The organism is uncultured Roseibium sp. (assembly GCF_947499295.1).
In the GTDB taxonomy this organism is placed as follows: Bacteria; Pseudomonadota; Alphaproteobacteria; order Rhizobiales; family Stappiaceae; genus Roseibium.
In genome coordinates this window covers 30,841-55,185 of the sequence record NZ_CANMNP010000022.1, presented here as the reverse complement: position 1 = coordinate 55,185, position 24,345 = coordinate 30,841, and the positions used below count along the sequence as shown (strand labels likewise).

Annotated in this window: 27 protein-coding genes; 14 read left to right on the top strand and 13 right to left on the bottom strand. The window is 54.2% G+C overall.

The genetic code is table 11. From position 1 onward, the window contains the following. The first annotated feature begins 43 nt into the window (after positions 1-43). Both Q0835_RS26135 and Q0835_RS26130 read left to right on the top strand, forming a co-directional pair. Complete coding sequence (locus tag Q0835_RS26135) at positions 44-811, top strand: ABC transporter ATP-binding protein (RefSeq protein ID WP_298965813.1); 768 nt, start codon at positions 44-46, stop codon at positions 809-811. Further along, a complete protein-coding gene (locus tag Q0835_RS26130) occupies positions 804-1,634 on the top strand; it encodes an ABC transporter permease (protein ID WP_298965811.1) in 831 nt (276 codons plus the stop codon). The genes Q0835_RS26135 and Q0835_RS26130 overlap by 8 nt, the downstream gene beginning before the upstream one ends. A 19-nt stretch (positions 1,635-1,653) precedes the next feature. Here the strand turns inward: Q0835_RS26130 and phnE (Q0835_RS26125) are convergent, their stop codons facing one another. From phnE (Q0835_RS26125) to phnC, 4 genes are all read right to left on the bottom strand, one after another. Then, positions 1,654-2,514 (bottom strand): phosphonate ABC transporter, permease protein PhnE, encoded by an 861-nt coding sequence (gene phnE / locus Q0835_RS26125; RefSeq protein ID WP_298818046.1) that lies wholly within the window; start codon positions 2,512-2,514, stop codon positions 1,654-1,656. Between the two features lie 2 nt (positions 2,515-2,516). Next, positions 2,517-3,431 (bottom strand): phosphonate ABC transporter, permease protein PhnE, encoded by a 915-nt coding sequence (phnE, locus tag Q0835_RS26120; protein ID WP_298965809.1) that lies wholly within the window; start codon positions 3,429-3,431, stop codon positions 2,517-2,519. A gap of 60 nt (positions 3,432-3,491) precedes the next feature. Beyond that, entirely contained in the window at positions 3,492-4,403 is a 912-nt protein-coding gene (gene phnD / locus Q0835_RS26115; RefSeq protein ID WP_298818050.1) for a phosphonate ABC transporter substrate-binding protein, read from the bottom strand. 90 nt (positions 4,404-4,493) lie between these two features. After that, positions 4,494-5,315 carry a phosphonate ABC transporter ATP-binding protein gene (gene phnC / locus Q0835_RS26110; RefSeq protein ID WP_298965807.1) on the bottom strand — a complete coding sequence of 274 codons (822 nt, stop codon included), beginning with the start codon at positions 5,313-5,315 and terminating at the stop codon, positions 4,494-4,496. A 295-nt stretch (positions 5,316-5,610) separates the two neighbouring features. Here phnC and Q0835_RS26105 point away from each other — a divergent pair, with 295 nt between their 5' ends. The 4 genes from Q0835_RS26105 to Q0835_RS26090 are packed head-to-tail and all read left to right on the top strand — an operon-like array spanning position 5,611 to position 8,795. After that, positions 5,611-6,483, top strand: a complete 873-nt coding sequence (locus Q0835_RS26105; protein WP_298965805.1) for a PhnD/SsuA/transferrin family substrate-binding protein — start codon at positions 5,611-5,613, stop codon at positions 6,481-6,483. Beyond that, the gene (locus Q0835_RS26100) at positions 6,483-7,298 is read left to right on the top strand and encodes a phosphonate ABC transporter ATP-binding protein (RefSeq protein ID WP_298965803.1); all 816 of its coding nucleotides are present in this window, start codon (positions 6,483-6,485) and stop codon (positions 7,296-7,298) included. Before Q0835_RS26105 ends, Q0835_RS26100 begins: the two co-directional genes overlap by 1 nt. 13 nt (positions 7,299-7,311) lie before the next feature. Then, positions 7,312-8,124: a phosphonate ABC transporter, permease protein PhnE gene (gene phnE / locus Q0835_RS26095; protein ID WP_298965801.1), complete on the top strand. Its 813-nt coding sequence runs from the start codon at positions 7,312-7,314 to the stop codon at positions 8,122-8,124. After that, complete coding sequence (locus tag Q0835_RS26090; protein ID WP_298818060.1) at positions 8,121-8,795, top strand: class I SAM-dependent methyltransferase; 675 nt, start codon at positions 8,121-8,123, stop codon at positions 8,793-8,795. The genes phnE (Q0835_RS26095) and Q0835_RS26090 overlap by 4 nt, the downstream gene beginning before the upstream one ends. 1 nt (position 8,796) lies before the next feature. On the opposite strand, the gene Q0835_RS26085 is transcribed toward Q0835_RS26090, so the two are convergent. Further along, entirely contained in the window at positions 8,797-10,914 is a 2,118-nt protein-coding gene (locus Q0835_RS26085) for an EAL domain-containing protein (RefSeq protein ID WP_298965799.1), read from the bottom strand. Positions 10,915-11,342: 428 nt separating this feature from the next. Between Q0835_RS26085 and Q0835_RS26080 the strand changes: the two genes are divergently transcribed. Both Q0835_RS26080 and sfsA read left to right on the top strand, forming a co-directional pair. Continuing rightward, a complete protein-coding gene (locus Q0835_RS26080; RefSeq protein WP_298818196.1) occupies positions 11,343-12,767 on the top strand; it encodes a TrkH family potassium uptake protein in 1,425 nt (474 codons plus the stop codon). A 45-nt stretch (positions 12,768-12,812) separates the two neighbouring features. Continuing rightward, positions 12,813-13,517 (top strand): DNA/RNA nuclease SfsA, encoded by a 705-nt coding sequence (gene sfsA / locus Q0835_RS26075; protein WP_298818066.1) that lies wholly within the window; start codon positions 12,813-12,815, stop codon positions 13,515-13,517. 21 nt (positions 13,518-13,538) lie between these two features. Here sfsA and Q0835_RS26070 read toward each other — a convergent pair whose 3' ends face one another. The 5 genes from Q0835_RS26070 to Q0835_RS26050 form a co-directional block, all read right to left on the bottom strand. After that, positions 13,539-14,222: a L,D-transpeptidase gene (locus Q0835_RS26070; RefSeq protein WP_298965786.1), complete on the bottom strand. Its 684-nt coding sequence runs from the start codon at positions 14,220-14,222 to the stop codon at positions 13,539-13,541. A 276-nt stretch (positions 14,223-14,498) separates the two neighbouring features. Further along, on the bottom strand, positions 14,499-15,008 hold the full coding sequence (gene gpt, locus Q0835_RS26065; protein WP_298818071.1) for a xanthine phosphoribosyltransferase: 510 nt from the start codon (positions 15,006-15,008) through the stop codon (positions 14,499-14,501). A 15-nt stretch (positions 15,009-15,023) separates the two neighbouring features. After that, complete coding sequence (locus tag Q0835_RS26060) at positions 15,024-15,767, bottom strand: competence/damage-inducible protein A (protein WP_298818073.1); 744 nt, start codon at positions 15,765-15,767, stop codon at positions 15,024-15,026. A 75-nt stretch (positions 15,768-15,842) separates the two neighbouring features. Next, entirely contained in the window at positions 15,843-17,045 is a 1,203-nt protein-coding gene (locus tag Q0835_RS26055) for an FAD-dependent monooxygenase (RefSeq protein ID WP_298965783.1), read from the bottom strand. A 15-nt stretch (positions 17,046-17,060) separates the two neighbouring features. Continuing rightward, positions 17,061-17,306 (bottom strand): zinc-finger domain-containing protein, encoded by a 246-nt coding sequence (locus Q0835_RS26050; RefSeq protein ID WP_298818077.1) that lies wholly within the window; start codon positions 17,304-17,306, stop codon positions 17,061-17,063. A 216-nt stretch (positions 17,307-17,522) separates the two neighbouring features. Here Q0835_RS26050 and Q0835_RS26045 point away from each other — a divergent pair, with 216 nt between their 5' ends. Both Q0835_RS26045 and Q0835_RS26040 read left to right on the top strand, forming a co-directional pair. Beyond that, the gene (locus Q0835_RS26045; RefSeq protein WP_298818079.1) at positions 17,523-18,278 is read left to right on the top strand and encodes an alpha/beta hydrolase; all 756 of its coding nucleotides are present in this window, start codon (positions 17,523-17,525) and stop codon (positions 18,276-18,278) included. A gap of 57 nt (positions 18,279-18,335) precedes the next feature. Continuing rightward, complete coding sequence (locus tag Q0835_RS26040) at positions 18,336-19,220, top strand: alpha/beta hydrolase (RefSeq protein ID WP_298965780.1); 885 nt, start codon at positions 18,336-18,338, stop codon at positions 19,218-19,220. Between the two features lie 94 nt (positions 19,221-19,314). Here Q0835_RS26040 and Q0835_RS26035 read toward each other — a convergent pair whose 3' ends face one another. Beyond that, the gene (locus tag Q0835_RS26035) at positions 19,315-20,127 is read right to left on the bottom strand and encodes an enoyl-CoA hydratase-related protein (RefSeq protein WP_298965778.1); all 813 of its coding nucleotides are present in this window, start codon (positions 20,125-20,127) and stop codon (positions 19,315-19,317) included. A 179-nt stretch (positions 20,128-20,306) separates the two neighbouring features. On the opposite strand from Q0835_RS26035, the gene cysE reads away from it, so the two are divergent. Together cysE and Q0835_RS26025 are read left to right on the top strand one after the other, a co-directional pair. Next, a complete protein-coding gene (gene cysE / locus Q0835_RS26030) occupies positions 20,307-21,131 on the top strand; it encodes a serine O-acetyltransferase (RefSeq protein WP_298818085.1) in 825 nt (274 codons plus the stop codon). A gap of 133 nt (positions 21,132-21,264) precedes the next feature. Beyond that, complete coding sequence (locus Q0835_RS26025) at positions 21,265-21,480, top strand: DUF3126 family protein (protein ID WP_152501308.1); 216 nt, start codon at positions 21,265-21,267, stop codon at positions 21,478-21,480. An 88-nt stretch (positions 21,481-21,568) separates the two neighbouring features. Here the strand turns inward: Q0835_RS26025 and Q0835_RS26020 are convergent, their stop codons facing one another. Continuing rightward, positions 21,569-22,258, bottom strand: a complete 690-nt coding sequence (locus Q0835_RS26020) for a hypothetical protein (RefSeq protein ID WP_298965776.1) — start codon at positions 22,256-22,258, stop codon at positions 21,569-21,571. 213 nt (positions 22,259-22,471) lie between these two features. On the opposite strand from Q0835_RS26020, the gene Q0835_RS26015 reads away from it, so the two are divergent. Next, positions 22,472-22,795, top strand: coding sequence for a hypothetical protein (locus Q0835_RS26015; protein ID WP_298818198.1), 324 nt, complete (start codon positions 22,472-22,474; stop codon positions 22,793-22,795). A gap of 5 nt (positions 22,796-22,800) precedes the next feature. Next, positions 22,801-23,328 (top strand): gamma carbonic anhydrase family protein, encoded by a 528-nt coding sequence (locus Q0835_RS26010; RefSeq protein ID WP_298818090.1) that lies wholly within the window; start codon positions 22,801-22,803, stop codon positions 23,326-23,328. A gap of 208 nt (positions 23,329-23,536) precedes the next feature. On the opposite strand, the gene Q0835_RS26005 is transcribed toward Q0835_RS26010, so the two are convergent. Beyond that, positions 23,537-24,151, bottom strand: a complete 615-nt coding sequence (locus Q0835_RS26005; RefSeq protein WP_298818092.1) for a transglutaminase-like cysteine peptidase — start codon at positions 24,149-24,151, stop codon at positions 23,537-23,539. Positions 24,152-24,345: the final 194 nt, after the last annotated feature.

The window sequence follows — 24,345 nt, the reverse complement described above, 5'->3', positions numbered from 1 at the left end:
CGGCGAAAAACTCTTCGAGCCAAGGTTTTGATACGGTCAGTTCATGGATATACGCCTTGAAGGCATAAGCCATCATTATGATGACTTTGAAGTTCTGCGGGATGTCACTCTCGACATTCCCGCAGGGCAAATCGTTTGTATTGTCGGTCCGTCCGGTTGCGGAAAATCGACCTTGCTGCGTTTCATCGGCGGGCTGGAGAGGCCTCGATCCGGTAGAGTTGTCCAGCTTGGACAAGCACCCGAAGGGTGCCTGAATCCGTTGACCTATATCTTTCAGGACTTTGCACTGTTGCCCTGGCGCTCTGTCGCCGGGAACGTTTCGCTGGTTCTGGAAGATCATGGAATTCGTGGTACGGCGGCGCGCGAGATCATCGAGGATGTCCTGGCACGGACAAAACTGACGGACTTTGCCAAGGCATTGCCCAAGCAGCTTTCAGGGGGCATGAAACAACGCGTTGCCATCGCTCGTGCACTTGCGGTCAAACCCGCTGTGATGCTGATGGATGAGCCGCTTTCCGCGTTGGACAGTCAAACGCGGGAACTCCTGATGGACGATCTTGTCGACCTTTGGTCGCGTCAGCCGTTCACTGCCGTTTATGTGACACACAATCTTGCCGAAGCAGTTCGTCTTGGGCACAAGGTTGTCGTTCTCTCCAGGCGGCCGGGGCAAATTCAGGAAATCGTTGAAATCAACAAGCCTTTGCCGGCTCGGGAGTTCGGTGACCCGGAACTCGATGAACCGCAAAGATATCTCTGGCGCTTAATGCGAGAAGAAGCACGGGCCGCGGATGCGGAGCTGATGAATGTCTGAGATCCATACGGACGAAACCAAAGGGTCAGCCGGCGCTGAAAGACAGCCCGTGGCCTTTCGGGGCGGGGGCTTTGCTCCAAAGAACCGTCGCTGGATCGGCGTGCTGGTTTTTGTTCTGCTGATCGCGATTGCCGAATGGGGTACAAGGACAGGCTGGATTACCGCGCTGACGTTGCCGCGGCCTTCCGACGTGCTGGAAACCTTTGGTGAACTCTATTCCAGCGGCTTGTTGTTCAAGCATCTTTTGCCTTCCTTGAGCCGTTTGGTGATTGGCGCGACGTTCGGTGTGCTCCTGGGCATTTGTATCGGTGTTCTGATCGGGTTGTTTTCGGTCATGCGATCTAGTCTCGTGCCGCTGGTTGCGGCATTGTTTCCAATCCCGAAAATCGCCCTGTTACCGCTTTTTGTCATCTGGTTCGGAATAGGTGAGGGGTCCAAATACGCTCTGATTGCATTTGGAACGTTCACGCCGACTGTCGTTGCGACTTATGGTGCCGTCGACAATGTTGATCGTACCCTTATTCGCATGGGGCAGAGCTTCGGGCTGTCCTGGCTTTCAATCGTCCGCAAGATCGTTTTGCCCGGAGCTATGCCCGGCATTTTGTCAGGTCTCAGGATCAGCCTTGCCATTGCAATCATTCTGTTGGTCGCAGCTGAAATGTTGGGCGCTGAATACGGCATTGGCGCTTATATTCTGGAGGCGGGTTCGCTTTACGACCTTGAGCGCCTCTTTGTGGGTGTTGTCATTCTCTCGCTTCTTGGCGTCATCGTCAGTGCAGGGATTGGAATTCTGGAAAGGCGGTTGCTCGGCTGGCGCGTTTAGGTGGCGTGACCGAGCCGTTTCAGGATCTTGTCCGGTCATCCTTGCCGATAATGTGCTTGCGCAGAAAACCAGAAAATCCGTCGATCAGATAGACCATGAACACGATCAGGAAGATAATGGTCCAGGCCTCAGGCCAGCGATAGGCGTTGATCCTGTCCGCCAGCAGGAAACCAATTCCGCCGGCACCGACTATGCCGAGGATCGTTCCTGAGCGTGTGTTGGATTCAAAATTATAGAGAATTATCGACAAGATGACGGGAAGCGCCTGTGGCAAGACCGCAAAGCGAACCGTTTGAAGCTTGCCGCCACCGGAAGCTTTTACGCCGTCGACGGGCTTCTTCGATGTGTTTTCAATGGCTTCAGAAAAGAGCTTCGAAAATGTCCCGATCTCCGACACGGCAATTGCCAGAATGCCTGCCAACGGTCCCAAGCCAAAGGCGCGGATGAAAACAAGAGCAAGGATCAGCTGTTCAACCGCCCGCAGCGCATCAAAGCCGCGCCGTATACCAAGACGGAACCATGACGCCGGCATAATGTTCTTGGCGCCCAGAAACGCGAGCGGAAATGCAACGACCGCTCCAAGCAATGTGCCCATGAAGGCCATTGCGACAGTCTCACCAAGACCTTTGAGGATCTCTTGCCATTCGGTCCAGCTTTGCCAGACATGAGGGGGAAACATGAAGGAAAGCACATTGCCGAAACGGGTTACGCCTTCGACTATCCGCATGGGCGAGAAATCGAACGCCCACAGGCACCAACCCGTCAGAACAATGAAGGCGGATGTGCCCAAGAAGCGCAGGAGTTTGGTCCGGCGAGACGTTACAAAGGCATCGGGCACCAAAGATCTGGCTCTTTGCAGATCGGAAGATGTGTCGCTCACGATCAAACCCCTTTTCCGGTCAGGCCGATGATCCGGTGACGAACGTTTTCACTCAGCATGTCGATGACGATCACGGTTGTAAAAATGATGAGGAACAATGCCGAGAGATCGGTGTATTCCTGCAGTGACATGGCGACCCGGATTTCTTGACCCAGGCCACCTGCTCCGACAAATCCGATGATTGAGGAGGAGCGCACATTGATTTCAAAGCGCAGCAGCGTGTAGCTGATGATGTTCGGAATGACCTGTGGAACGATGCCGTAACGGATCTGATCGAACCAGGATCCCCCTGAGGCTTTGATGCCTTCAACCGGTCGCATGTCTGCATTTTCGTTGGCTTCGGAGTAAAGCTTGCCGAGCGCGCCGGTTGCGTGAAGTCCAATCGCCAACACCCCGGCAAGCGGGCCCACGCCGAAGCAAAAAACGAAAATCAGTGCCCAGACGAGATCGGGGACGGTGCGTATGATCTCAAGATATCGGCGGGTAACGTTGAAAATGATCCGGTTGGGTGCCAGATTGCGGCTTGCCGGAAAACTGAGCAAGAATGCGCCGACAACTCCAAGGAGCGTCGCCATATAGGCAATCAGAATGGTTTCAATGAGCAATTGCAGCCAGACTTTCCAGCGCCAGAACCAATTGACCAGATCGCCCCACAGGGTTTCCCAATGCAGCACAGGCAGTGTCTTGTAGAGATATTCGCCGAGACGCGGCAGTCCGGCCCAGATCTTCCACATCGACACTCTGTCGCCGTTGGCAAGTGTGACATCCGTCATGTCAAAGAAACCGCCCATCCATGCAGTCACGACAAAACAGAGTGCAAAAAACACCGTTGATATCGTGTTCGTGCGCAGGGCCGACTTGCGCACGGCGGCGTAATCAAGCTCGAACTGCTGAATAGCAGGTGATGCTGAGGTCATGACTATCAGGTCCGGTTTGTCGGGAAGAGGGGTGCCGTGACACCCCTCCAGCCGTGCCTATCAGCCGCCGCGACGCTGTTTTTTCAGCCAGTCGCGCATGTCGACAATCCACTGGTAGCGATCGTGATCGACTTCGATCCAGCCCTCCTGAGTAGAGTCTTCACCACCGGTCATTTCAATGAATGCCAGAGTGTCATTTTCCGGAATATCCATGACGGCCTTGCGCATGTCGGCCATCAGGTCTTCAGGCAGATTGGCGCGTGCGGCAAGCGGGCCGGAGGTGATTTCCGGAGACTTCCAAATGATACAGATCGAGCCATCTTCAATCATACCCTTGGTGACCATGCGCTGCGGAATGCCGTCGGCTTCGTTGGTGATGTAGGTGGCTGCCGCATCATACTGTTTGTTGTAGACACCCAGGACGCCGGTTTCGTGTGCGCCGGAAAATGGAACGGCTCCAAAATACGTTTTTGGATCAAAGCCCTGCTTGGCCAGGTTAAAATAAGGAACAGCGTATCCGGATGTGGAATCCGGGTCGGCAAAGGCCAGGGTTTTGCCTTTGAGGTCTTCCAGCGCCTCAATGCCACTGTCACAGCGGACCGCGACCACCGAGTAGTAGCCTGTGGAACCATCTTTCTGAAGCCGTGACACCAGCGGAACCACGCCACCATTGGTTTCAGTATAGGCAGCCGCATATGAAGACGAGCCAAAAAATGCGAACTCGATCTGATCGGCCGCAATTGCCTGGATCACACCATCATAGGAGCCGGCGGTAAAGATCTCGACTTCCACGCCGAGCTGGTTTTCAAGATACTTCTCGAACGGTGTGTAGCGCGCAATCCTGTCTTTTTCATTTTCGCCGGACAGAATGCCGAATTTGACGGTCTTGTACTGATCTTTCCAGCCTTCCGACATTGCCGGGGAGGCGGCGAGGACGACAACAGATACTGCTGCTGCGAGAATGACCTTCATCGTAGTGCTCCTTTGATGCCGGGCTTCCGGCGGTTGATTCGGCATGTGCCGATCCGAGTTTGCGAAAGCGAAGCTTCGTTTCCGCGGATTTCAGGTTCCAACGGCCTTGATTTGCGGGCGATGCGAGCCGGAGGAAATCGACGTCGACGTCACGGCTTCGTTGAAGTCAGTGCCGAGTTCGCCGGCACCGTAGATTTCTCTGACTTTTTCGCTGGTCAATGCCTCCGGCGCACCGTCAAACCGCACTTGTCCAGCGCGCATGGCGATAATGCGGTCGCAATACGCACGAGCCGTGTCGAGTGTGTGCAGGTTGACCAAAACGGTAAGGCCATCGGTCCGGTTGATTTCCCGAAGCGCATCCATCACGCGTGTAGCATTGGCCGGGTCGAGCGAGGCGATAGGCTCATCTGCGAGCATAATGCGCGGGTTCTGAACGAGGGCCTTGGCAATCGCAACTCTTTGCTGCTGTCCGCCGGACAATGTTCCTGCACGCTGCAGCGCTTGAGGCACCAGGTCCAACCGGTCCAGCGCGTCTATGGCACGACTTCGGTCTGCTTCGGTAAAGGAGCGCGTCATCGATCGCATGAAGCCAGTGCGAGCTATCCGTCCCACCATGACATTGGTCAGGACGTCCATGCGCTCGACGAGATTGAATTGCTGGAAAATCATTGCACAGGATGCACGCCAAAGCCTGAGCTCGCGGCCACGCAAGGCTGTGACATTCTGACTTTCATAAACAATAGATCCCTGACTTGGATCGGTCAGCCGATTGATCATCCGCAACAGCGTGGATTTGCCTGCGCCTGAACGACCAATAACGCCGACCATCTGGCCTTTGGGAATGACAAGAGACACCGCATCGACCGCGGTCAGGTCCCCGAACTGTTTGGATAGCTGTTCAACGAGTAACATTGGCCCCTCCGGAAAACGGAGTGCCAACTAGCAATAAACCTGGCGGTTCAGATGTCTAAACGGTTATACTTTTATGAAATTTTGTGAAAGCTTCATCCGTTTTGTTTGCCGGTAAAGGAGTAAAGGGAGGCAAAACAAACATAAATTCCCTTTTTTCATAATATTGTAAGTTGACGTTTTTTTCTTTTTGGAAAATTTCGTAAAATTTACATGATAATTTCACATTCAAAGACTTGCTAGTCGCTACGCTCTTCTTGCTCGCCACTTCGGTTGAGCAAAATGAGGAGTTCCCACAATGAGTATCTTGAAATCCGCCGTTTTCGCGGCTGCAGCGCTTGCGATGTCTGTTTCATATTCTTTCGCTGATACATTCAAACTCGCGGTTACTGATGTTGAAGGGCTGGAGCGTTTGCAGGTTGAATGGGGTCCTTTCAAAGAGGCTCTTGAGAGTGCAACCGATCATTCTTTCGAATTTTTTCCGGTCACAAGCCGCACGGCAGCAGCTGAAGCTCTGCGCGCCAAACGCGTCGACTTTGTTGTTACCGGTCCGGCCGAATACATCGTCATCAACAAACTTACCGAAGCGACCCCGCTCGTCGGACTTGGTCGTCCCGACTATTTCTGTGCAATCGTTGTGCGTGCAGACAGTGGCATCACCAAGCCAGCGGATCTCAAGGGTAAAAAGGTCGCATTCGGTGATATCGGTTCGACGTCCAATATGCTTTGTCCGATGCAGCTGATGGCAGACTATGGCGTGGATCCCGTCAAAGACGTCGAAAATCTGCATACTTCTCGCAACATCGCCCATGAAGCTTTGAAAAAAGGCGATGTTGCCGGCATGGGTATCAATCACAATTCCTGGCTAGGTGTGCGAAACAAAGATGAAACCGTTCCCAACGGCTTTTTTCGGGTGATTGCACGTTCCGGTGATCTCCCAAATGACATGCTGATGGTCGCTTCGCATGTCGATAAGTCCCTGTCGGAAGATGTTCGCGAGGCAATTCTGGACAACAAGGAAGCCATCATCACGGCGATCATATCGCATGAGGAAAACGACAAGTATGGTGGAATGGACCTGGTTGCCATCGAAGACGGTGCTTACGATCTTGTCCGGTCCATGTATACCACAGCCGGCTTCCCGCAATACGACAAGTTTATTGGCGAATGATGGCGCAAGCCCTGTTCAAGTCCGCCGGTGCGAAAGCACCGGCGGTAAACCCGGTTCCGGTGCCGGCCAGTACTTCCGTCGATTTGAACGTGTCGGGTCTGCACAAGAGTTTCGGCAAAGGTCAGGCCGTTCTTTGCGGAGTTACATTTGCAGTTCATCACCGCGAAGCCGTGGCAATGATCGGTTCCAACGGTGCCGGTAAATCTACTGCTCTGCGCTGTGCATTAAGGCTGATCGAACCGGAAGCTGGGACAGTCTCTCTTTTTGAGGAAAACATCTCGTGTGCGGGTCAGAAACAGCTCAGGGCAGTACGGGCTGAAGTCGGCTTTGTTTTTCAAAAACACAATCTCGTGCCGCGTTTGTCCGCGCTTACAAATGTTGTTCATGGCAATCTTGGTCGTTCCGGTGGAATTCGCGGATGGTCGCACTCGTTTACTTCGTACGAATTGCGTGCTCGGGCAATGGCTTGCCTTGAACGGGTTGGCCTTGCTGATCAGGCGATGAAGCGAGCCGATCAACTTTCAGGGGGTCAGTCGCAACGCGTCGCCATAGCGAGAGCCTTGATGCAACGGCCGCGAATGATCGTTGCAGACGAACCAGTCGCTAGCCTTGACCCTGTCGCCGGCAGGGAAGTGATGGATCTCTTTCACCAGTTGACCCGCGAAGAAGGGATCACGCTGCTGTTTACATCGCACAATGTTCAGCAAGCGCTCGACTATGCGGATCGGATTTTAGCGATCAAGCAAGGCGAAATTGTTTTGAACGCGCCAAGTTCAACCCTCCATTCAGGGGACCTCAACAAGCACTATGGTTGATCGAGGACACACAGTGGCGCACAAGTTGCCAGGCAGAATTGAGCGACCGGGTGCATTGCGGTTCACCACATATGTGGCATTGGCCGCATTTATGATCTGGGCGTTTCAAGGAGCGGGTTGGTCGGTTTCAGCACTTGTCTCAGGTGGTCCGGCAATGGCGGACTTTCTAGCACGCGCCTGGCCTCCATCTTTCGAACGAATGCCGCAACTTTCCGGAGCTTTGCTGGAAACATTTCAGATGGCACTTGCCGGCACTTTTATCGGTATCGTTGTAAGTCTCCCGCTGGCAATACTGGCCGCCAGGGGATTGATCGGCACCTCGATGCCATCTCGAGCCATCTACACTGGTGCGCGGTTGCTAATTGCATTTTTTCGCACTGTTCCAGATCTGGTCTGGGCGCTGGTCTTTGTCATTACAGTCGGTTTGGGGCCTTTCGCAGGAACGCTTGCTATTGCGGTCGACACCATTGGTTTCTGTGGCAGGTTTTTTGCCGAAGCAATGGAAGATGCTGAAAAAGGGCCCCAGGAGGCTCTTACGGCAGCTGGTGCCAGGAAAATAGACACTGTCTTTTGCGCTGTCGTTCCTGCAGCCATGCCCACGTTCATAACGACGTCTTTGTTCGCTCTTGAAAAGGCCACTCGCTCGTCAGTCGTACTCGGCCTCGTTGGCGCGGGCGGGATCGGCATCGAACTGAAAGTGGCTATGGATTTTTTCGACTATCAACTCGCCATGACCATCATCTTGATGATTTTCATTCTGGTTCTTCTCGTTGAGAGGATCGGGAGCATTAGCCGCACACGTCTATTGGAAGGAACCTCGCGATGAGTGAATCTCAATTTCAGCAAAGGACCGATACAGCTCACCTAGCCTGGGATAAACGCTGGCAAACGGAAGAGGGAAGAGCCGATTGGACGCGTCCCAATGAGGACGTTGCAAGTTTGATCGAAAAGCTGCAGGCAGACGCACCGGTCAAAGCCCTCGATCTCGGCTGCGGTGTGGGCCGGCATGCGCTCGCTTTTGCGCGGGCCGGTTTTGAAACCCATGCGATTGATCTATCTGAAACGGGGCTTACGCAAGTCCAAAGAAGTGCTGCTGAGTCTGGGCTCGCTGTCCGGACACAAGTCGCGCCGATGACAGCATTGCCATTCGAGGACAACAGCTTTGACTATGTCTTGTCTTTCAACGTCATCTATCACGGTAACCCGGATGTCGTGAAAAAGGCGATTACCGAAATTGCTCGCGTTCTGAAGCCGGGTGGGACCTATCAGGGCACGATGCTTTCAAAACGGAACAGCAATTTCGGACTCGGTACAGAGATCGCTCCCGATACTTTTGTTAAAGAAGGGGACGACGACAAGGACCATCCACATTTTTACTGTTCAGCTGCCGAGCTGGTTCACCTTTTTGAGGCATTTGAACTTCGCTCTCTGGAAGACAAGTTGCATAGAAAACCTGGGTCCTGGCACTGGCACATGATTGCAGATCGGAGGGATTGATCTAGGCCGGACGCGCACTTGCCGAGGTTTCGATTGTTTCCTCGGTCTGGTGACCAAGCGATCGCTGGAATGCCCTAATTCTGGCTTCGATATCACCGGCAGGTACGGCGGCGGAACAGAAATAACCCTGAATACCGTCGCACCGATGCGCGGCTGTCAGCGCATATTCGCCTGCAGTTTCGGCACCTTCGGCAATAATTCTGAGGCCCAGGCTGCGTCCGAGCCCGACAATTGCCTGAAAGAGTTGTTCCTTCTGCACGTGCCGGTCGGCATGGGTCAGGAAAGCTCTATCAATTTTCAGTTCCTGGAACGGCAAACGATGGAGGTACGTCAGTGAGGAATAACCAGATCCGAAGTCGTCGAGAGACAGCTGAACTCCAGTTTTTTGCAGTTCCGACAAGATGTTCAGGACGAGCTTTTCGCTGGTGTCGACAAAGACGTTCTCGGTAACTTCCAAACAGAGAAGATTTGCCGGCACCCCATAAGTCTGGAGTGTCCGTTTGACCGTTTTGGCGAAATTCGTCTGACGGAATTGCAGCGGTGACACATTGACTGAGATCTGGCGGAAATCGAAACCTGACTGTGTCCATTGAGCTGCCTGTTTGCAGGCTTCGTTCAGAACGTATTGGCCCAGTTCCAGTATGAGGCCTGTCTTTTCCGCGATCGGAATGAACTCGTTCGGCGGGATAAAGCCGCGTGTCTCATGGGGCCAACGGATCAGGGTCTCCAGTCCGATCAGTTTACCTTGCCGGGGGCAGACCTGCGGCTGATAAAAGAGCTGAAGCTGGCGGGTTTTGAGAGCGGCTCGCAAAAGTGTCTCCGTCAGCATTTCTGCCTGGAGCCGTTCGTTCAAAGGTGCGGTAAAGAACCTGTATCTTGGCGCATCCCCCTCCTTGGCGGAGCGAAGTGCAAGACCAGCTACCCTGTGGGCCGTTTCCGCGTCGATCGCGTCTGTTGGCAAAAGTGCAATACCGATGCTCGGTTCGACACGAATATCGCCTTCCTCCAGCAGGAAAGGGGCCGACAACATGTCGATGGCCTGTTTGGCATAGTCTTCGGCGATTGCTCCTTTGCTGTCGAAGGGCAACAGAATACAAAAGTCATCAGCGGAGATGCGGGCGATCGTCGCGCTTGGTCCAAAAATGTTGGTAAGACGCGCATAGGCTTGCAGCAGGACCCGGTTGCCGACCTGCTGCCCAAAGGCATCGTTGATCTTGGAAAAGCCATTGAAGTCCAAATGGATCAACGAAGCCGAGTAAGCACCGGTTCGCGCTCGCTGAAGCGCCGCGTTGAGATCCGCGAAATAGCGCGCCCGGTTTCCGGCTGTGGTCACCGGATCGATATAGGCGAGCTTGTGAAGCTTGTCCTGAAGATCTGTCACGCGTTCCAGTCCGTGCGCCAAGTCGCCGATTTCGTCCTGACGGTCGGAGTAGGGGATCTTGTCGGGCTGTTTGCCGTTGGCAATTTCTTCCGCTGTTTCGGCTAGAACGCTCAAGGGCCGCAACTCAAGGCGAAGCAAAAGGCCGCCGATCAACGCTGTTCCCGTCAGCACGATGATGACAGCGGACATGATTCTGGTTTTAAGCCTGTTTTCCGCCTCGGTCAGCGCATCAACGGGTCCGACATCGACAGCAAACGCGCCTTGAATGCTGCCATCGGCATTGAGGATTGGAATTGCATAGGCCAGTCTTTCACGTCCTTGAAGCGGAATTTTGCCTCGGAATGACTGTCCTGCGACAAGGCTGGAATAGGCCGAATTGTGCAGGTCGATCACAGCTGATCTTGTCGTTTCACTCTTTGCATTGGCAACATCCTCAGCAAAGTGCGTGAACTCCCTTGTCGCCCCAGACCATCTGAAGAGGTTCGCCGACCCCTGGATAGAGTGACTTATGGTGCCTAGGAGATGACTTAGATCCCGATCTGAGTCCAATTGCGCGACATCAGGGTCCTGAATGGCCCTCAAAGAGGCCGGATTGCCTTTGTCGTCAAATACGGGATGGAATAGACTGGAAGTGCCGAGGTCCAAGATGGCAACGGCTTCTCGAGCGGTGCGTTCGATCCGGTCGGCTGCGATCAACGTTGATGTTCTGGTGAGTTCGAAATAACTCAAACCTGCCACGAGTCCCACGCTGCAAAGGACCGGTATTACCAGTACGATGCTGATCCGAAGGACTATTGAACGTGGACCCAGTCTGCTTATTTCTGCAATTCCTTGTATAGATTCCCGCATAAAGAGTTTTATGGCTTCAGGCACGTAAAAGTATGTCTCAATAGCTACGAAATTCTGAACGCGACTGCATAAACTGGCCTATATCGGGAATAAGTGATCACTCTTTGCGGAGGCCCAAAAACCCGGCACTCCAATGGCGTTTGGGACCAAAGGCGCGCTTCCGGAAGGGTGGATCTTTGCGACGAGGTCTTTTCCGGCCATTGGAAAATTGTGCGAAAGGGGGTAGGAGGGGAAGCCTGTGTGTTGTCACGAGGCAGTTGCCGCCCAGTCCAGCGGTTTTTGGGGAAGACCATTTTTTGATTTCTCTCAGACCAGTTTTGAATGTTCTCGGGTTTCTCTATGTCGGTCTGGCAACCGCCATGCTCATCCCGGCCATTGTGGACGTTGCTCAGAAAAACGCCGATTGGCAGGCATTTGTATTTTCAGCGCTTTTGACTGGAATGGTTGGCATGCTGCTGTCGCTGGCTGTTGGCGGGTCGCTCAGACAGGGTCTTGATACCCGACAGACGTTCATTCTGACGACATTGGCCTGGTCAACATTGCCAGCCTTCGGTGCACTGCCATTCCTGTGGCTCGGCATCGGCTATGCAGACGCGGTTTTCGAAGCAGTATCCGGATTTACGACAACCGGGTCCACAGTTCTGACGGGGCTCGATGGCTTGCCACCCGGACTTCTTGTCTGGCGCTCAATCATGCAGTGGATGGGTGGGGTCGGTATCATCGTTATGGCAATCGTGCTTCTGCCGTTCCTTGGGATCGGTGGAATGCAGCTGTTCCAGAGCGAAAACTCCGACAGATCCGAGAAAATCGTCAGTCGATCGGTAGAACTGATCCGATTGCTCGGGCTTGCCTATCTGTTCCTCACGTTCCTTTGCATCGTCTCCTATCTTGCGACCGGAATGGAGCTTTTCGATGCTTTCAATCATGCCCTCACCACAATAGCGACCGGCGGATATTCGACGCACGATCAGTCTTTCGGCTATTTCACGAACCCGGCATCGGGTTGGGTTGCTATCGTCTTCATGGTGATTGGTGCCTTGCCGTTTGTCCTGATCATTCAGGCCTTGCGCGGTCATCCGCTACAGCTCTGGCGTGACCCGCAGGTGCGGGCGTTGCTCGGGTTTCTGGCATTGGTTTCGTTGACACTTACCGTTTATCTCGGCGTCAACATGCGCTTTCCCTTCGATGAAGCATTGCTCAGAGCCACCTTCAATGTCGTCTCGATCGTGACCGGCACCGGATATGCCCTTGGCGACTTCTCGCAATGGGGTGCGCCGGTTGTCGGGATCGCACTTCTCTTGATGTTTGTCGGGGGCTGCACCGGCTCGACGACCGGTGGGATCAAGATGTTTCGTTTTCTGGTGTTCTTCGGCACTGTGCGGGCACACTTGCGCCGTATGGTTCGGCCGCACAGGATCATGTCGGAAGAATATGGCGGTACGCGCCTGACACCGGAACTCTCGTTTTCGGTTCTGGCCTTTCTCGTTGTCTATATGGGCTCGGTCGGCATCATTACCGTCGCCTTGTCGTTTTTTGATCTTGACCTGGTGACGGCCATATCAGCCGCGGCAACCTCCGTCGGAAATGTCGGCCCGGGTCTGGGGCCGGTGATTGGACCAGCTGGACATTTTGCGCCATTGCCGGATGGCGCCAAGTGGCTGCTGTCATTTGCCATGTTGCTTGGGCGTCTTGAACTCTTCACAGTTCTCGTTCTTCTTGATCCGGACTTCTGGTCCAAGTGACCCAATAGAAGCTTTCTGCTTCCAGACACTTAAGGAACTTACGGGATGAAGTTTTCTGCCCCTTTGGTCAGCGGCCGTCTTGTCAAACGGTACAAGCGTTTCCTGGCAGATGTCATTCTGGACGGTGATGGCGGGGCGGTGACCGCGCACTGTGCCAATCCCGGCTCGATGCTTGGATTGAAGGAACCTGGTTCCAAAGTCTGGCTCTCGCTCTCTGACAATCCCAAGCGCAAACTGAAATACTCCTGGGAAGTCATCGAGGCGGATGGTGCCCTGGTGGGCATCAACACGTCACATCCCAACAAATTGGTTGAGGAGGCCCTCGCAGACGGGCGCATCGACGCATTGAAAGAGTTCAAAACTCTGCGCAGGGAAGTGAAATACGGCAAGAATTCAAGGATTGACGTACTTCTTGAGGCCGAAAATGGGGCCAAGACTTATGTCGAAGTCAAAAACGTTCACCTGATGCGCAAGTCGGGACTTGCGGAGTTCCCGGACAGCGTCACCGCTAGAGGTGCAAAGCATCTTGCCGAACTTGCCGACATGGTTGCTGAAGGTCACAGGGCGGCGATGGTTTTTCTCGTGCAACGCCCGGACTGCGATCGGCTGAGCCTTGCCGGCGACATAGACCCGGTCTATTCGGCGGCCTTTGAGACCGCCCGCACCGCCGGTGTCGAAACGTATGCGATCGGGTGCGACGTCCGCCTGGACGGTATTGATGCAGTCAAACCGGTAGAAATCGAGATTTAAGAAGGGTTCGGCGAGGCCCGATCAAGCCTGGCGGACAAAGATGGGTGTCCCATCAGGTACGCGGTTATAAAGATCAATAACGTCCTGTTGGAGAAGCCGAACGCATCCTGAGGAGACAGCCTTGCCAATCGACCAGGTTTCCGATGTGCCGTGCAGACGGTAAAGCGTGTCCTTGTTGCCTTCAAAGATATAAAGCGCTCTTGCCCCGAGCGGGTTCTCCAGACCGGGTTGCATGCCATTGCGAAACTCCTCGAGTTCCGGTTCCCTGGCGATCATTTCAGCTGGTGGTGTCCAGGTGGGCCATTCTCGCTTGTATTGGATGCGAGCCTTGCCGCCCCAGGCAAAGCCTGCCCGACCAATGCCGACGCCATATCGCATTGCTTTGCCGTTTTCCATGGTCAGGTACAAAAACCGGTTTGGAGTGTCGACAATTATTGTTCCTGCTGGTTCCGGTGAAGAATAATCGACAAAGCGTCTGTAGTAGGCTGGGTCTATCTTGGTGAGATCGACTGCGGGTATCGGAAACCGCTCCTCGGGCATGGCCCGGTACATTTGCAAATATTCCGCCGGAATGCGTCGACCTGCCTGGGGAAGCGTGTCTGAAGGCGAAGACTGGAGCGGCAACCTTCCTGTCCGGCTGCCTGAAGAGCATCCGGCTACCAGTGCGGCCGTGGCAGAGGCGAGAAACAGGCGTCGGTTCAGCATTCCAGATCCCGATATTATGCGACCAAAACAGTTTGGTCTGAGAACAGAGTTCGGCTGACTGACAAACCGCTGTGACATGATATTGAAACCAAACGAGGTGCCGGCATGTCTTTGTGACGTTGTCAGATTCAGAACGACCGGCCAGATGTCTCGTCTGACCGGTCGCATGCAGCGTTATGAAGATATTTCGGGCGGAATAGTGGCGCTGGCTTCACCTTCCAGTGAGCAACAGCGCAAATGAACGCATCTTTTGAGAGTGTGCCCTTTTGGCCGCGATTAACCAGCCGTATCTTTGGAGAGCGGCGGCTGGAACTGCCAGCCCATGTCCCACGGGAAATAGATCCAGGTGTCCTGGGAAACTTCAGTGATGAAGGTGTCCACCATGGGTACGCCAACAGGCTTGGCATAGACTGTCGCATAGTGCGCCTTGGGAAGCATTTCACGCACGACCTTCAGTGTCTTGCCCGTATCAACGAGGTCATCGATGACAAGGACACCGCTGCCTTCACCTTCTTCAAGGTCCACCACCTTCGGGTCAACCGGTTTGATGACCTGCAGTTGACCTTGGTTTTCATAGTCGTGATAGGAGGCGATGCAGACTGTCTCGATTGTGCGTATTCCGAGTTCGCGAGCAACGATACCGGCGGGGACAAGTCCACCGCGGGTGATGCAGACAATCGCCTTCCATTCACCTTCGCTGGAAAGCCGCCAGGCCAGGGCGCGGGAATCTCTGTGAAACATGTCCCAGGAAACCGGGAATGCTTTGTTTTGTGCAGGGTTTTCCATGTCTTGTCCTTCAGATTATCCCGAAAGTTCGGCTACCGCCTGGGCCACATCCTTGGTCGCAGCCATAAGGACGTCTTCATCCCGTGAGCGGATAACGATCTGTGTTGTGAATTTGCCTTCAGAGGCTTTGGGGTAAGAACCGATCAGCGTTTGCGGATGGGCATCCTGAATGGCCGACAGTCGCTCCGCGATGCGGCTTTCAGGCATGTCGGCTGATACCGTTTCCGACAGCATTTTCTTGCCTGTGGTCAATGTCGGTGCGATTGCATCCATCATCGCTTGCATGATCGACGGAACTCCGGCCATTACATGCACATTGCCGATTTTGAAGCCTGGTGCCTTGGAAACCTTGTTTTCAATCAGTTCCGCGCCTTCCGGAATACGCGCCATACGCTGACGGGCCGGTGTGAACTGGCCCGGCGCATAATGGCTCTCAAGCAGCGCGACCGCCCTCGGATCAAGGTTCAGCGGCACTCCAAAAGCTTTGGCGACGCTCTCAGCGGTTATGTCGTCATGGGTGGGGCCAATGCCTCCCGAAGTGAAGACATAGGTGTACTTGGCGCGCAATGCATTGACAGCGTTGGCGATTTCATCGGTTTCGTCCGGAACGATGCGGGCTTCCTTAAGGTCTATTCCAATCGACGTCATGTAATCGGCAACGAAGCCGATATTCTTGTCCTTGGTCCGACCGGACAGGATCTCATCCCCGATGACCAGAAACGCAGCGGTTACAACGTCATCTGCCTGCTGGCCGGTCATCTTGAGCACTCCCTGACACATGGATGGGGATTGGCTTTATCCCAGCTTCTTCTCTGGCTCAAGCAAAAGCCTTCGTTATCGCTCAGGTGTCCAGCCATAAATATCATCATAACGGGCCGTCAAGGCCTCAGGCTTGGACCAACTGAGAAACGTATCACGTGCAAATGCGGGTATGCCGGACAGATGAAATGTGCGCGCGTTTCCTGATGCAGTTTCCTGAACCCGTTTGACGCGCGGTTTCCGTTCCCTTTCAAATGCCCTGAGCGCGGCCGGCACGTTTTCCACGTCTGCTGGCAGGTGTTTGGCCAAAATTGCCGCGTCCTCGATGGCCATGCCCGCTCCTTGGGCCATATAGGGCAGCATTGCATGCGCGGCATCGCCTATCAGGGCCAGGTGTCCGTGGGTCCAGGGCCCTGAGGCATCAACGCTGCACAGCGCCCATTTCAGCCAGGTTTCAGACGCCTTCAGGAGGTTCCTGACGTCTGCCGGCCAGTTTTTGAAAACCCTGAGTACGGTTTCTTTTTCTTCCCTGGCTGACCAGGTTTCGTCCTGCCAGGCTTCCTCGGCAAGCGCGACGATATTGAGTTCGCGTCCGCCGCGGATCGGATAGTGGACGAGATGAGAGTTCTTGTGCAGCCACAATCCGGAATCGCCGGACCAGCGAGCCGGCAACTTATCGAGCGGAATAGTGGCCCGGTATGCGACCTGGCCACTAAAGTGCGCATTTTGATGTGCCGGAACGAGCTTGCGGGTCTTTGACCAGACACCATCAGCGCCGATAAGTGCTTTGCAATCCAAATTCCCATTGATCTCTTCTGTTTGATAAATGCAGACGAGATGCCCGTAAGGAGAAGGCGAAAGGTCGAGGATTTCAGCACCGAGCTGAAGATCTATGCCCGGTGTTTGGCGCACTTTCTCCAGCAGCGTACGTTGCAGGTCCGCCCGGTGAATGACCCAGAAGGGTTGGCCATGACGTTTTTCGAGATAGGCGCCAAGCCTCACCCTGGCCAACTGCCGGCCGGTTTCGCCAGACCAGAGTCTCAAGTTTTCTGGCGCGTACGCAGCGGTTTTCAGGGAACTGAGAATATCTAGCCTGTCCAACACTGAGCAGGCGTTGGGTGACAGTTGCAAGCCGGCTCCGACTTCGGAAAGCTCGCGTGCCTTTTCCATGACGACAACGCTGTGCCCGTTTTGCCTTAGGGCGAGGGCGGCGGTGAGGCCGCCAATTCCGGCTCCTGCAATGATAACCGGATGGGACGCGTCGCTATGGGTGCTCATCTAGGCGCTTTGACGTTAGGCGGCAGCTGGTGTCCAGCTGCAATCTGTTGGGGAGGACTCGTTGGCCTGCAGTGTACTGTCAAACTTGTAAAGCGTTGAGCAGTAGGGGCAAACCACTTCGTTTTCGCTGCCCATATCCAGAAAGACATGGGGATGATCAAAAGGAGGATTAGCGCCGATGCACATGAATTCGCGCGCGCCGATCGCAACGGAGTCATGTCCGCTGGTGTTCTGGAAATGCGGGACGACCTGATCCGCCATTGTCACTTTCCTTTTCGTTTCCGAGCTTCGCCCCGGATATCAAGTTTTGCGAACCATATCCATTCGCAATGCAAAAGGGTAGTGGCACGTCGCCGCGATCCACGGCGTCATGTTGTCCTTCTGCTGTCGTTCGTAATTCGGCTTTGCCAACCAGGTTCAAACATCCTAATCTGGTCGATAAATAGATATTCCGTTTACGTAAGGGTTATTTCATTTATGCCAAAGTTCGAGTATGACGGCGTCCGGATTGCCTATTTGGATGAGGGCGAAGGCGATCCGATTTTGCTGATTCACGGCTTTGCCTCCAACAAACATGTCAATTGGAAGTATCCAGGTTGGGTGGATCTTCTTGTCAAAGACGGCCGTCGTGTAATTGCGCTCGACAACCGCGGCCATGGGGAAAGCCAGAAATTCTATGACCCTAGTGCTTACGGCGCTCCCGTCATGGCGGAGGATGCAAGACGGCTTCTTGATCATCTTGAGATCGCGCAGACGGATGTCATGGGGTACTCGATGGGTGCGCGCATTTCAGCGTTTCTGACACTCAATCATCCCAACAGGATCCGCCGTGCGGTGTTCAGTGGCTTGGGGTACGGCATGATCGCCGGTGTCGGCGACCCTGAGCCGATTGCCGCGGCATTGGAAACGGATCGGATACAGGACATCGTGGACCGCTCCGGTCGCGCATTCCGGGCCTTTGCAGAGCAAACGGGATCCGACAGACGGGCTTTGGCGGCCTGCATGCGATCGTCGCGTCAGAAAATCAGCGAAGAAGATGTTTCAAAAATTGAGCGGCCTGTGCTGGTTGCTGTGGGAACGGAAGATGAGATAGCCGGATCGCCCCAGAAACTGGCGGCTCTCATTCCGCATGCGGATGTCCTTGAGATACCAGGGCGCGATCACATGGTGGCTGTCGGTGACAAGGTACACAAACAAGGTGTGCTTGCCTTCTTGAACAACGTAGAGGCCTGACCGGCTGGAGACAGCAGAAGGAAGGTCGTCCCGGACACGGGCAATCAGAGAGATCAAATGAGTTCGACACGGGTGGAGTTCCAAGGCGCGGAAACCAACAAGCTGGTTGCCGATCTATATGGCGAGGGGCAATTGCCTGTTGTCATGTTGCATGGTGGCGGGCAGACCCGTCATTCCTGGGACGCAGCATCCGAACGTATTGCCGGTCTCGGGCATCCTGTCTATTCACTCGATCAGCGTGGCCACGGAGAAAGCAGCTGGGTTGAAAGTGGCAATTATGCGTTCACCGACTTTGCCAAGGACCTGGCTGCGGTTACCCGGCAAATCCAAGAAATATACCACGCCAAGCCCGTTGTGGTTGGAGCATCTCTTGGCGGGTTTGCGGGTATGCTTTCTGAGGGGCAGGAAAATCCAGGGGGGCTGACGGCGCTGGTTCTGGTCGACATTACACCCCGAATTGATTTGGGCGGTGTCAGCAAGATCATCGGATTCATGGGAGACCGTGTCGAGGAGGGATTTGCCAGCGTCGAAGAAGCTGCGGATGCGATTGCCAAGTATCTTCCTAACCGGGCAAGACCCAAGGATTTGTCAGGGCTTTCAAAGAATCTTCGGCTTCATGATGACGGCCGCTACCGTTGGCACTGGGACCCGGCCTTCCTGAAGTCGAAACAGGGGCAGACGCCAAAGGAAGCGGCAGTGACCCAAGAAGGTTTTGTGACTGCGGCGAGCAAGCTTGCACTGCCTGTGCTGTTGATCAGGGGACAAAATTCAGAACTCGTTTCGATGGAACACGTTCGCGAGTTTCAAGCCCTTGTGCCGCACGCCCAATTCTCTGATGTCCGCGATGCAGGACATATGGTTGCCGGAGACAAGAACGATGTCTTTGCGTCCGCAGTTGAGAATTTCTTGCTGACCCTCAAGGTCAAGGCCGAGCCTGTTTGATTTCAAGAAGTCATTTAAATCATTGTGTTGGCGGCAGTTCCTTCTGAAATGATTCAGGCTAATTCAAAGAGAGTTGGCATGTTTTACCGGCCACCTAGATCCCCTTGAACACCGGCCTGCGCTTTTCCAGAAACGCGCGATACCCTTCCTTGTAATCGGCACTGTCGATGCACATTTGGGCGTCTTGGAGTGCAGGCTTAAGGTCTCGTGTGCCATCTGGGCGATTGAGCAAATTGATCGCGCCTTTGGCGGCCTTTAGCGATAAGGGGGCATTGGCACATAAACTGTCTGTCAGCCTTGTCATGCGTTCATCAAGAACCCCGTCCTCAACCATTTCATTGATAAGGCCAATCTGGAGAGCTCGTTCAGCGGAAATGCTTTCTCCGGTGAATAGCAGATGCTTGGCGTTGGAAGAAGAAATGGCTTCCATAAGGTCTCCCAGAGCTTCTGGCGGATAGGCCAAGCCTAGCTTGGCTGCAGGAATGCCAAAAAAAGCAGAGCGTGTGGCCAGGCGAAGATCACAGGCAAGGGCAACGCCCAGGCCGCCGCCCAGGCATGGCCCTTCGATGGCTGCTACAACGGGAACGTCCAGTGCCTTCAATGCCTTAAATGCCGCCACATTGATGTCGTCGTAGTGTTTGGCAGCCTCAGGCGTCGATCTGATGGCTTCGAACTCCGATATATCAGCACCGGCACAGAAGCTTCTTCCACCTGCACCTTTGACTACACACACCCGAATGTCGGGAGTTTCGGCAAGTTCTGCCAAGAGTTCGGGGATCCTGCTCCAGGCCGCAAGCGGTAGTGCATTCTTTCGGTCCGGTGCGTTTATGAGAAGTTCGGCAACTTGTCCGCGCACAACCAAAAGCGGATTGTCGGATCGCGCAGAATTCGAGGAAAGGTCTGGCATTGGCGCTCCAATAGACGCGTCAGATCGTGCTGGTGACCGGAAATTGAATTAATTCCAGGTTCATAAAAGGGTTTCATATCTGATATCAGGAAGTTTCATTTGGGAATATCAGCCGTCAGTCCTATTTTAGGATTTCAGCCGCAAGGCACCATTGTGACGGCTTGAAAAGGAGACAGGCCATGTCGGCACCGATCAGCAAGTCCGGCTTGAAACAAGTTCCGACCCACGATCCGGTCTGGCAGCAATTGCGAGACGAAGCTCAGGCGATGGTCACGGCAGAGCCCGCGCTGTCGTCCTTTGTGTACGAGACCGTTCTAAATCACGACAGCTTGGAAGAGGCTGTTCTTCACCGGCTCGGTGACAGGCTTGGCCGTGATATCGTTTCTGCTTCTCTTATCCGGCAGACCTATCTGGAGGCGCTTGCGGACGAACCGGAGCTCGCCAAGATCTTCCGGGTGGATATCGTCGCGGTGTTCGATCGCGATCCGGCTTGCTTCCGGTATCTGGAGCCTGTGCTCTACTTCAAAGGCTTCCACGGGCTCCAGACACACAGACTTGCCAACTGGTTGTGGCGCAAGGGGCGTCGGGATTTTGCCCTTTATCTGCAAAGCCGTGCTTCTGAAGTCTTTCAGATCGACATTCATCCGGCAGTTCCGGTCGGGCGAGGTATTTTCATCGACCATGGCACTGGCATCGTTGTCGGCGGCACGGCGATGATCGAAGATGATGTTTCCATTTTGCAGGGCGTTACGCTCGGTGGCACAGGAAAGGAAGGCGGCGATCGTCATCCAAAAATCCGCCACGGTGTTTTGTTGGGGGCAGGGGCCAAGGTTCTCGGCAACCTGGAGATAGGTCACTGCTCGCGCATCGCATCGGGATCCGTCGTCCTGTCAGACGTGCCGCCGAATACCACTGTCGCGGGCGTGCCGGCCAAGATTGTCGGCAAAGCCGGGTGTCCTGAGCCTGCCCGCAGCATGAACCAGTTGCTGAGCGAGGGCTCTTGAGAAAGGGTTGCTCGTCATTTGAGATTTGGCCATCAGGAAGACGGGGATAGCGGGCGGAATTCCTTTTGTATTTCCGCCCTGTCCTGTAGGGTCCGCGCCAGATATTTTTCCAAAGTACCAACAGGAGAGCCCTGTGAAGCCCGACGAAATCCGCAAGATTGAAGCTTATCTGCAATCAAAATTTGAACTCGCAAGCCTTCAGGTTCGTGCGCGTCCGCGCAAGGACGACAGCGCTGAAGTCTATATCGGCGAGGAGTTCATCGGCGTGATTTTCCGGGATGATGAGGATGAAGATCTCAGCTGGAACTTCCAGATGGCGATCCTGGAGATCGACCTGGAAGACGTTTGAATTCACTTGATCTGCACACAAGCTTTCAAAAAGGCGGCATCCCAAGGGATTGCCGCCTTTTTTGTTTCATTTTGCCGGTTGGTATCGGTTAGCGGGTCTTGAAACTGTCGATTTTCAAGAGCACCGCCCTGTCAAGGCGTCGCCAGTCCGGCAAGAGAGACCTGTCAAAACTGTAGCGCAGGTCGAGCCCGGAGGAGAATTGGACCGCGCGATGACAAGTGGCCTTTGAGGTAGAGCTCTGTTGCCGACATCTGGCAATAAACCCGTTTTGTTTTGATGGGTCGTACACGATCATGTCGGATCGCTTGCCACCAAGGCGGGCGAGGTTCAGAAGCTTGAGGCCGCCTGGACCGGATATTTCGCCCCCGCGCGCAAGTCGTCTGTAAAACGGATCCAGGCGCGCTCTCAGACTCTCACGACCTGGATTGTGTTCCAGTTCGATCCGGATCACCTCTTCGCCCAAAAGACTGCTTCTGTTCGATTGTGGCCCAAGACCGGGCCATGTCATCGCAAGTTGGACATAGTTGGATGTCGAAGACTGCTCGAGCAGATTTCTGCGCTGACTGATCACGTATTCAGGAGGTACGGCAAACCCAGTCGGTCCAATGGCTATCTGGAGCGGCTCAGCGGGAATGTTTCCCGCCATTTGCAAATGATCTGTCCAAAAGCGAACACGCTCAAAAATAAGGGCCGCAGCCAATAGACAAATGGCGACAGACAGATAGGTGAAAATGCGAGAACGGTTTCCAATAGGCTCCGGCAGTGTGACTGGGATCAACGGCCCAACTCCGCCAAGCGCATTGCACTGATATGGCACACACTGTCCCGAAGCGGAACAATTGTCCCGCAATAGGAAGGATTGGGGACCGGCAAGGCCGGCCGATTTTCGGGGTTTTCGCCCATTCAGCTTTCCGGCACGGTGTTTGCACTTGACCGTTTAGTATTTCTTAATCACTTTCCTGCCTGGAAGGTTAACAAGGGGTTAATGGGCGTGTTGTTGGACCTACTTCTCGTTGGATACATCGCGAGTGCCGGCTTCGTGGCGGCGGGAGTCCTTGGCAGTCTTTACCAGCTTGTCACCAAAGAACCCCCGAAGTTCAACTTTGGTGGAGAAGGGCTTTTGAGCTTTCTGACGGGAATCGTTCTGTGTGTATTTGCCGGGCCTTTCATCATCATGAGAAACGCCATTCGCGGACGCAGAATTGAGAAACGGCCACTTGGCTGGCTTGTCGCTTCATCAACCATTGCGGGCATGTGGAGTGTCTGCTCGGGTGTGATGGTGATGAATGTCGCGCTCATTGTGGCGGGATTTTAAGACTGATGACCGTTTACGCTCTGGAAGGCCGGTTTCCCAGTTTCCCTGAAAGCGAAGCCTATTGGGTGGCACCAAGTGCAAGCCTCATTGGGGATATTCGTCTTGCTGAAGAGGCGAGCGTATGGTTTGGCGCCATCTTGCGCGGTGACAATGAGCCGATCAGCGTTGGTGCAAGATCAAATGTGCAGGACGGTTGCGTTTTCCATACGGATATGGGGTTCCCTCTGACAGTCGGAGCTGACTGTACCATTGGTCACAATGCGATCCTGCACGGCTGCACGGTCAAGGACAATTCCCTGATCGGCATGGGAGCCACTGTGCTGAACGGTGCTGTTATCGGGTCCAATTGCATCATTGGTGCGAATGCGCTCATTGGCGAGGGCAAGGTGATCCCTGACAACTCGCTCGTAGTCGGTATTCCAGGAAAGGTTGTCCGCGAATTGCCGCCGGAAGCAGCCGTGGACATTACCAAGTCCGCTCAAGGTTATGTCCGAAACTGGAAACGGTTCAAGGCGGGCTTGTCCGAGACCTGATCTTCAAGTCCTGGCTTTCGAAATCTCTCTATCTCGAACCCAAAATGAACGGGAACCGGCCTGCGGGGGGCGGGCCGGTTCCCTGGATCCGGTCGTGGTAGGGATGGGGAGGGTGGGGACGCGACCGGATCGTCCAAGTAGGCGCAACGTCAGTTGCAGCGCCAATCCCAATCCTAGTAAGTCTCCTGCTGTTGCAGGATTGATCGTATTACCTGGAGACGCTGCTGACCGTGGTCACGCGCGTGTCCGAAATACCTGTCCAGGCCACTGGTGAGCTGGCGGACTGGCGTTTGATGTAGCGATAAGGCGTCGAGTACCAGGGCAACACGGCTTCGATCTGGTTGTCGAGAATCATGTCTCCATGATCCGTTCGGACAGTCAGCACCGCATGACCGGAGTTCTGGACGTCCTTTGCGACCGTGATCAACAGGGCGCTCTTGGGCCAACCGGCCTCCATCAGCACGCGCTGCTTTTCCAGAACGTATTCTTCGCAATCGCCGTAGCCGTTGACCGGGTAGGACCAGTGTTCTTCCTTGCCGAAGAGATCATTGTCCGTCATCGGTCTGACCCTGCGGTTGACTTCGGCATTGACGGCAATGAGTTGCTGCCAAAGCTCTTCATTGAGCTGCACGACGACAGGGTCATAGCGTTCACGCGGACAGGCCCAACCATTGTCCTGACAAAACTGCTTGTGTCCAATGGGTGCTTTCACAGACTTCTTCATGTCCATGAACCGGCTGGGATCAGCCTGTGCAGAGGTTCCAGCTGCAAATGCGCTCATCAGAAGAGTAGATGTGAATAAGATATTCCGAAGTAAATTCATCGTAACGCCCTCCCCAAGGCTGACGCAACGATGGCTCAATGCTTTTTACTTCGAGAAAATCTTCAAAGTAAAAAGCTAAATGTATTTGATGATTGTTTGATTTTGTTTTTATTTTTATTTGAGCTTTATTTAAATAAAACTTGATTCAGAATTATCTAAAATTGAATCTAAGTCCTGTAAATCATTGTAAATGT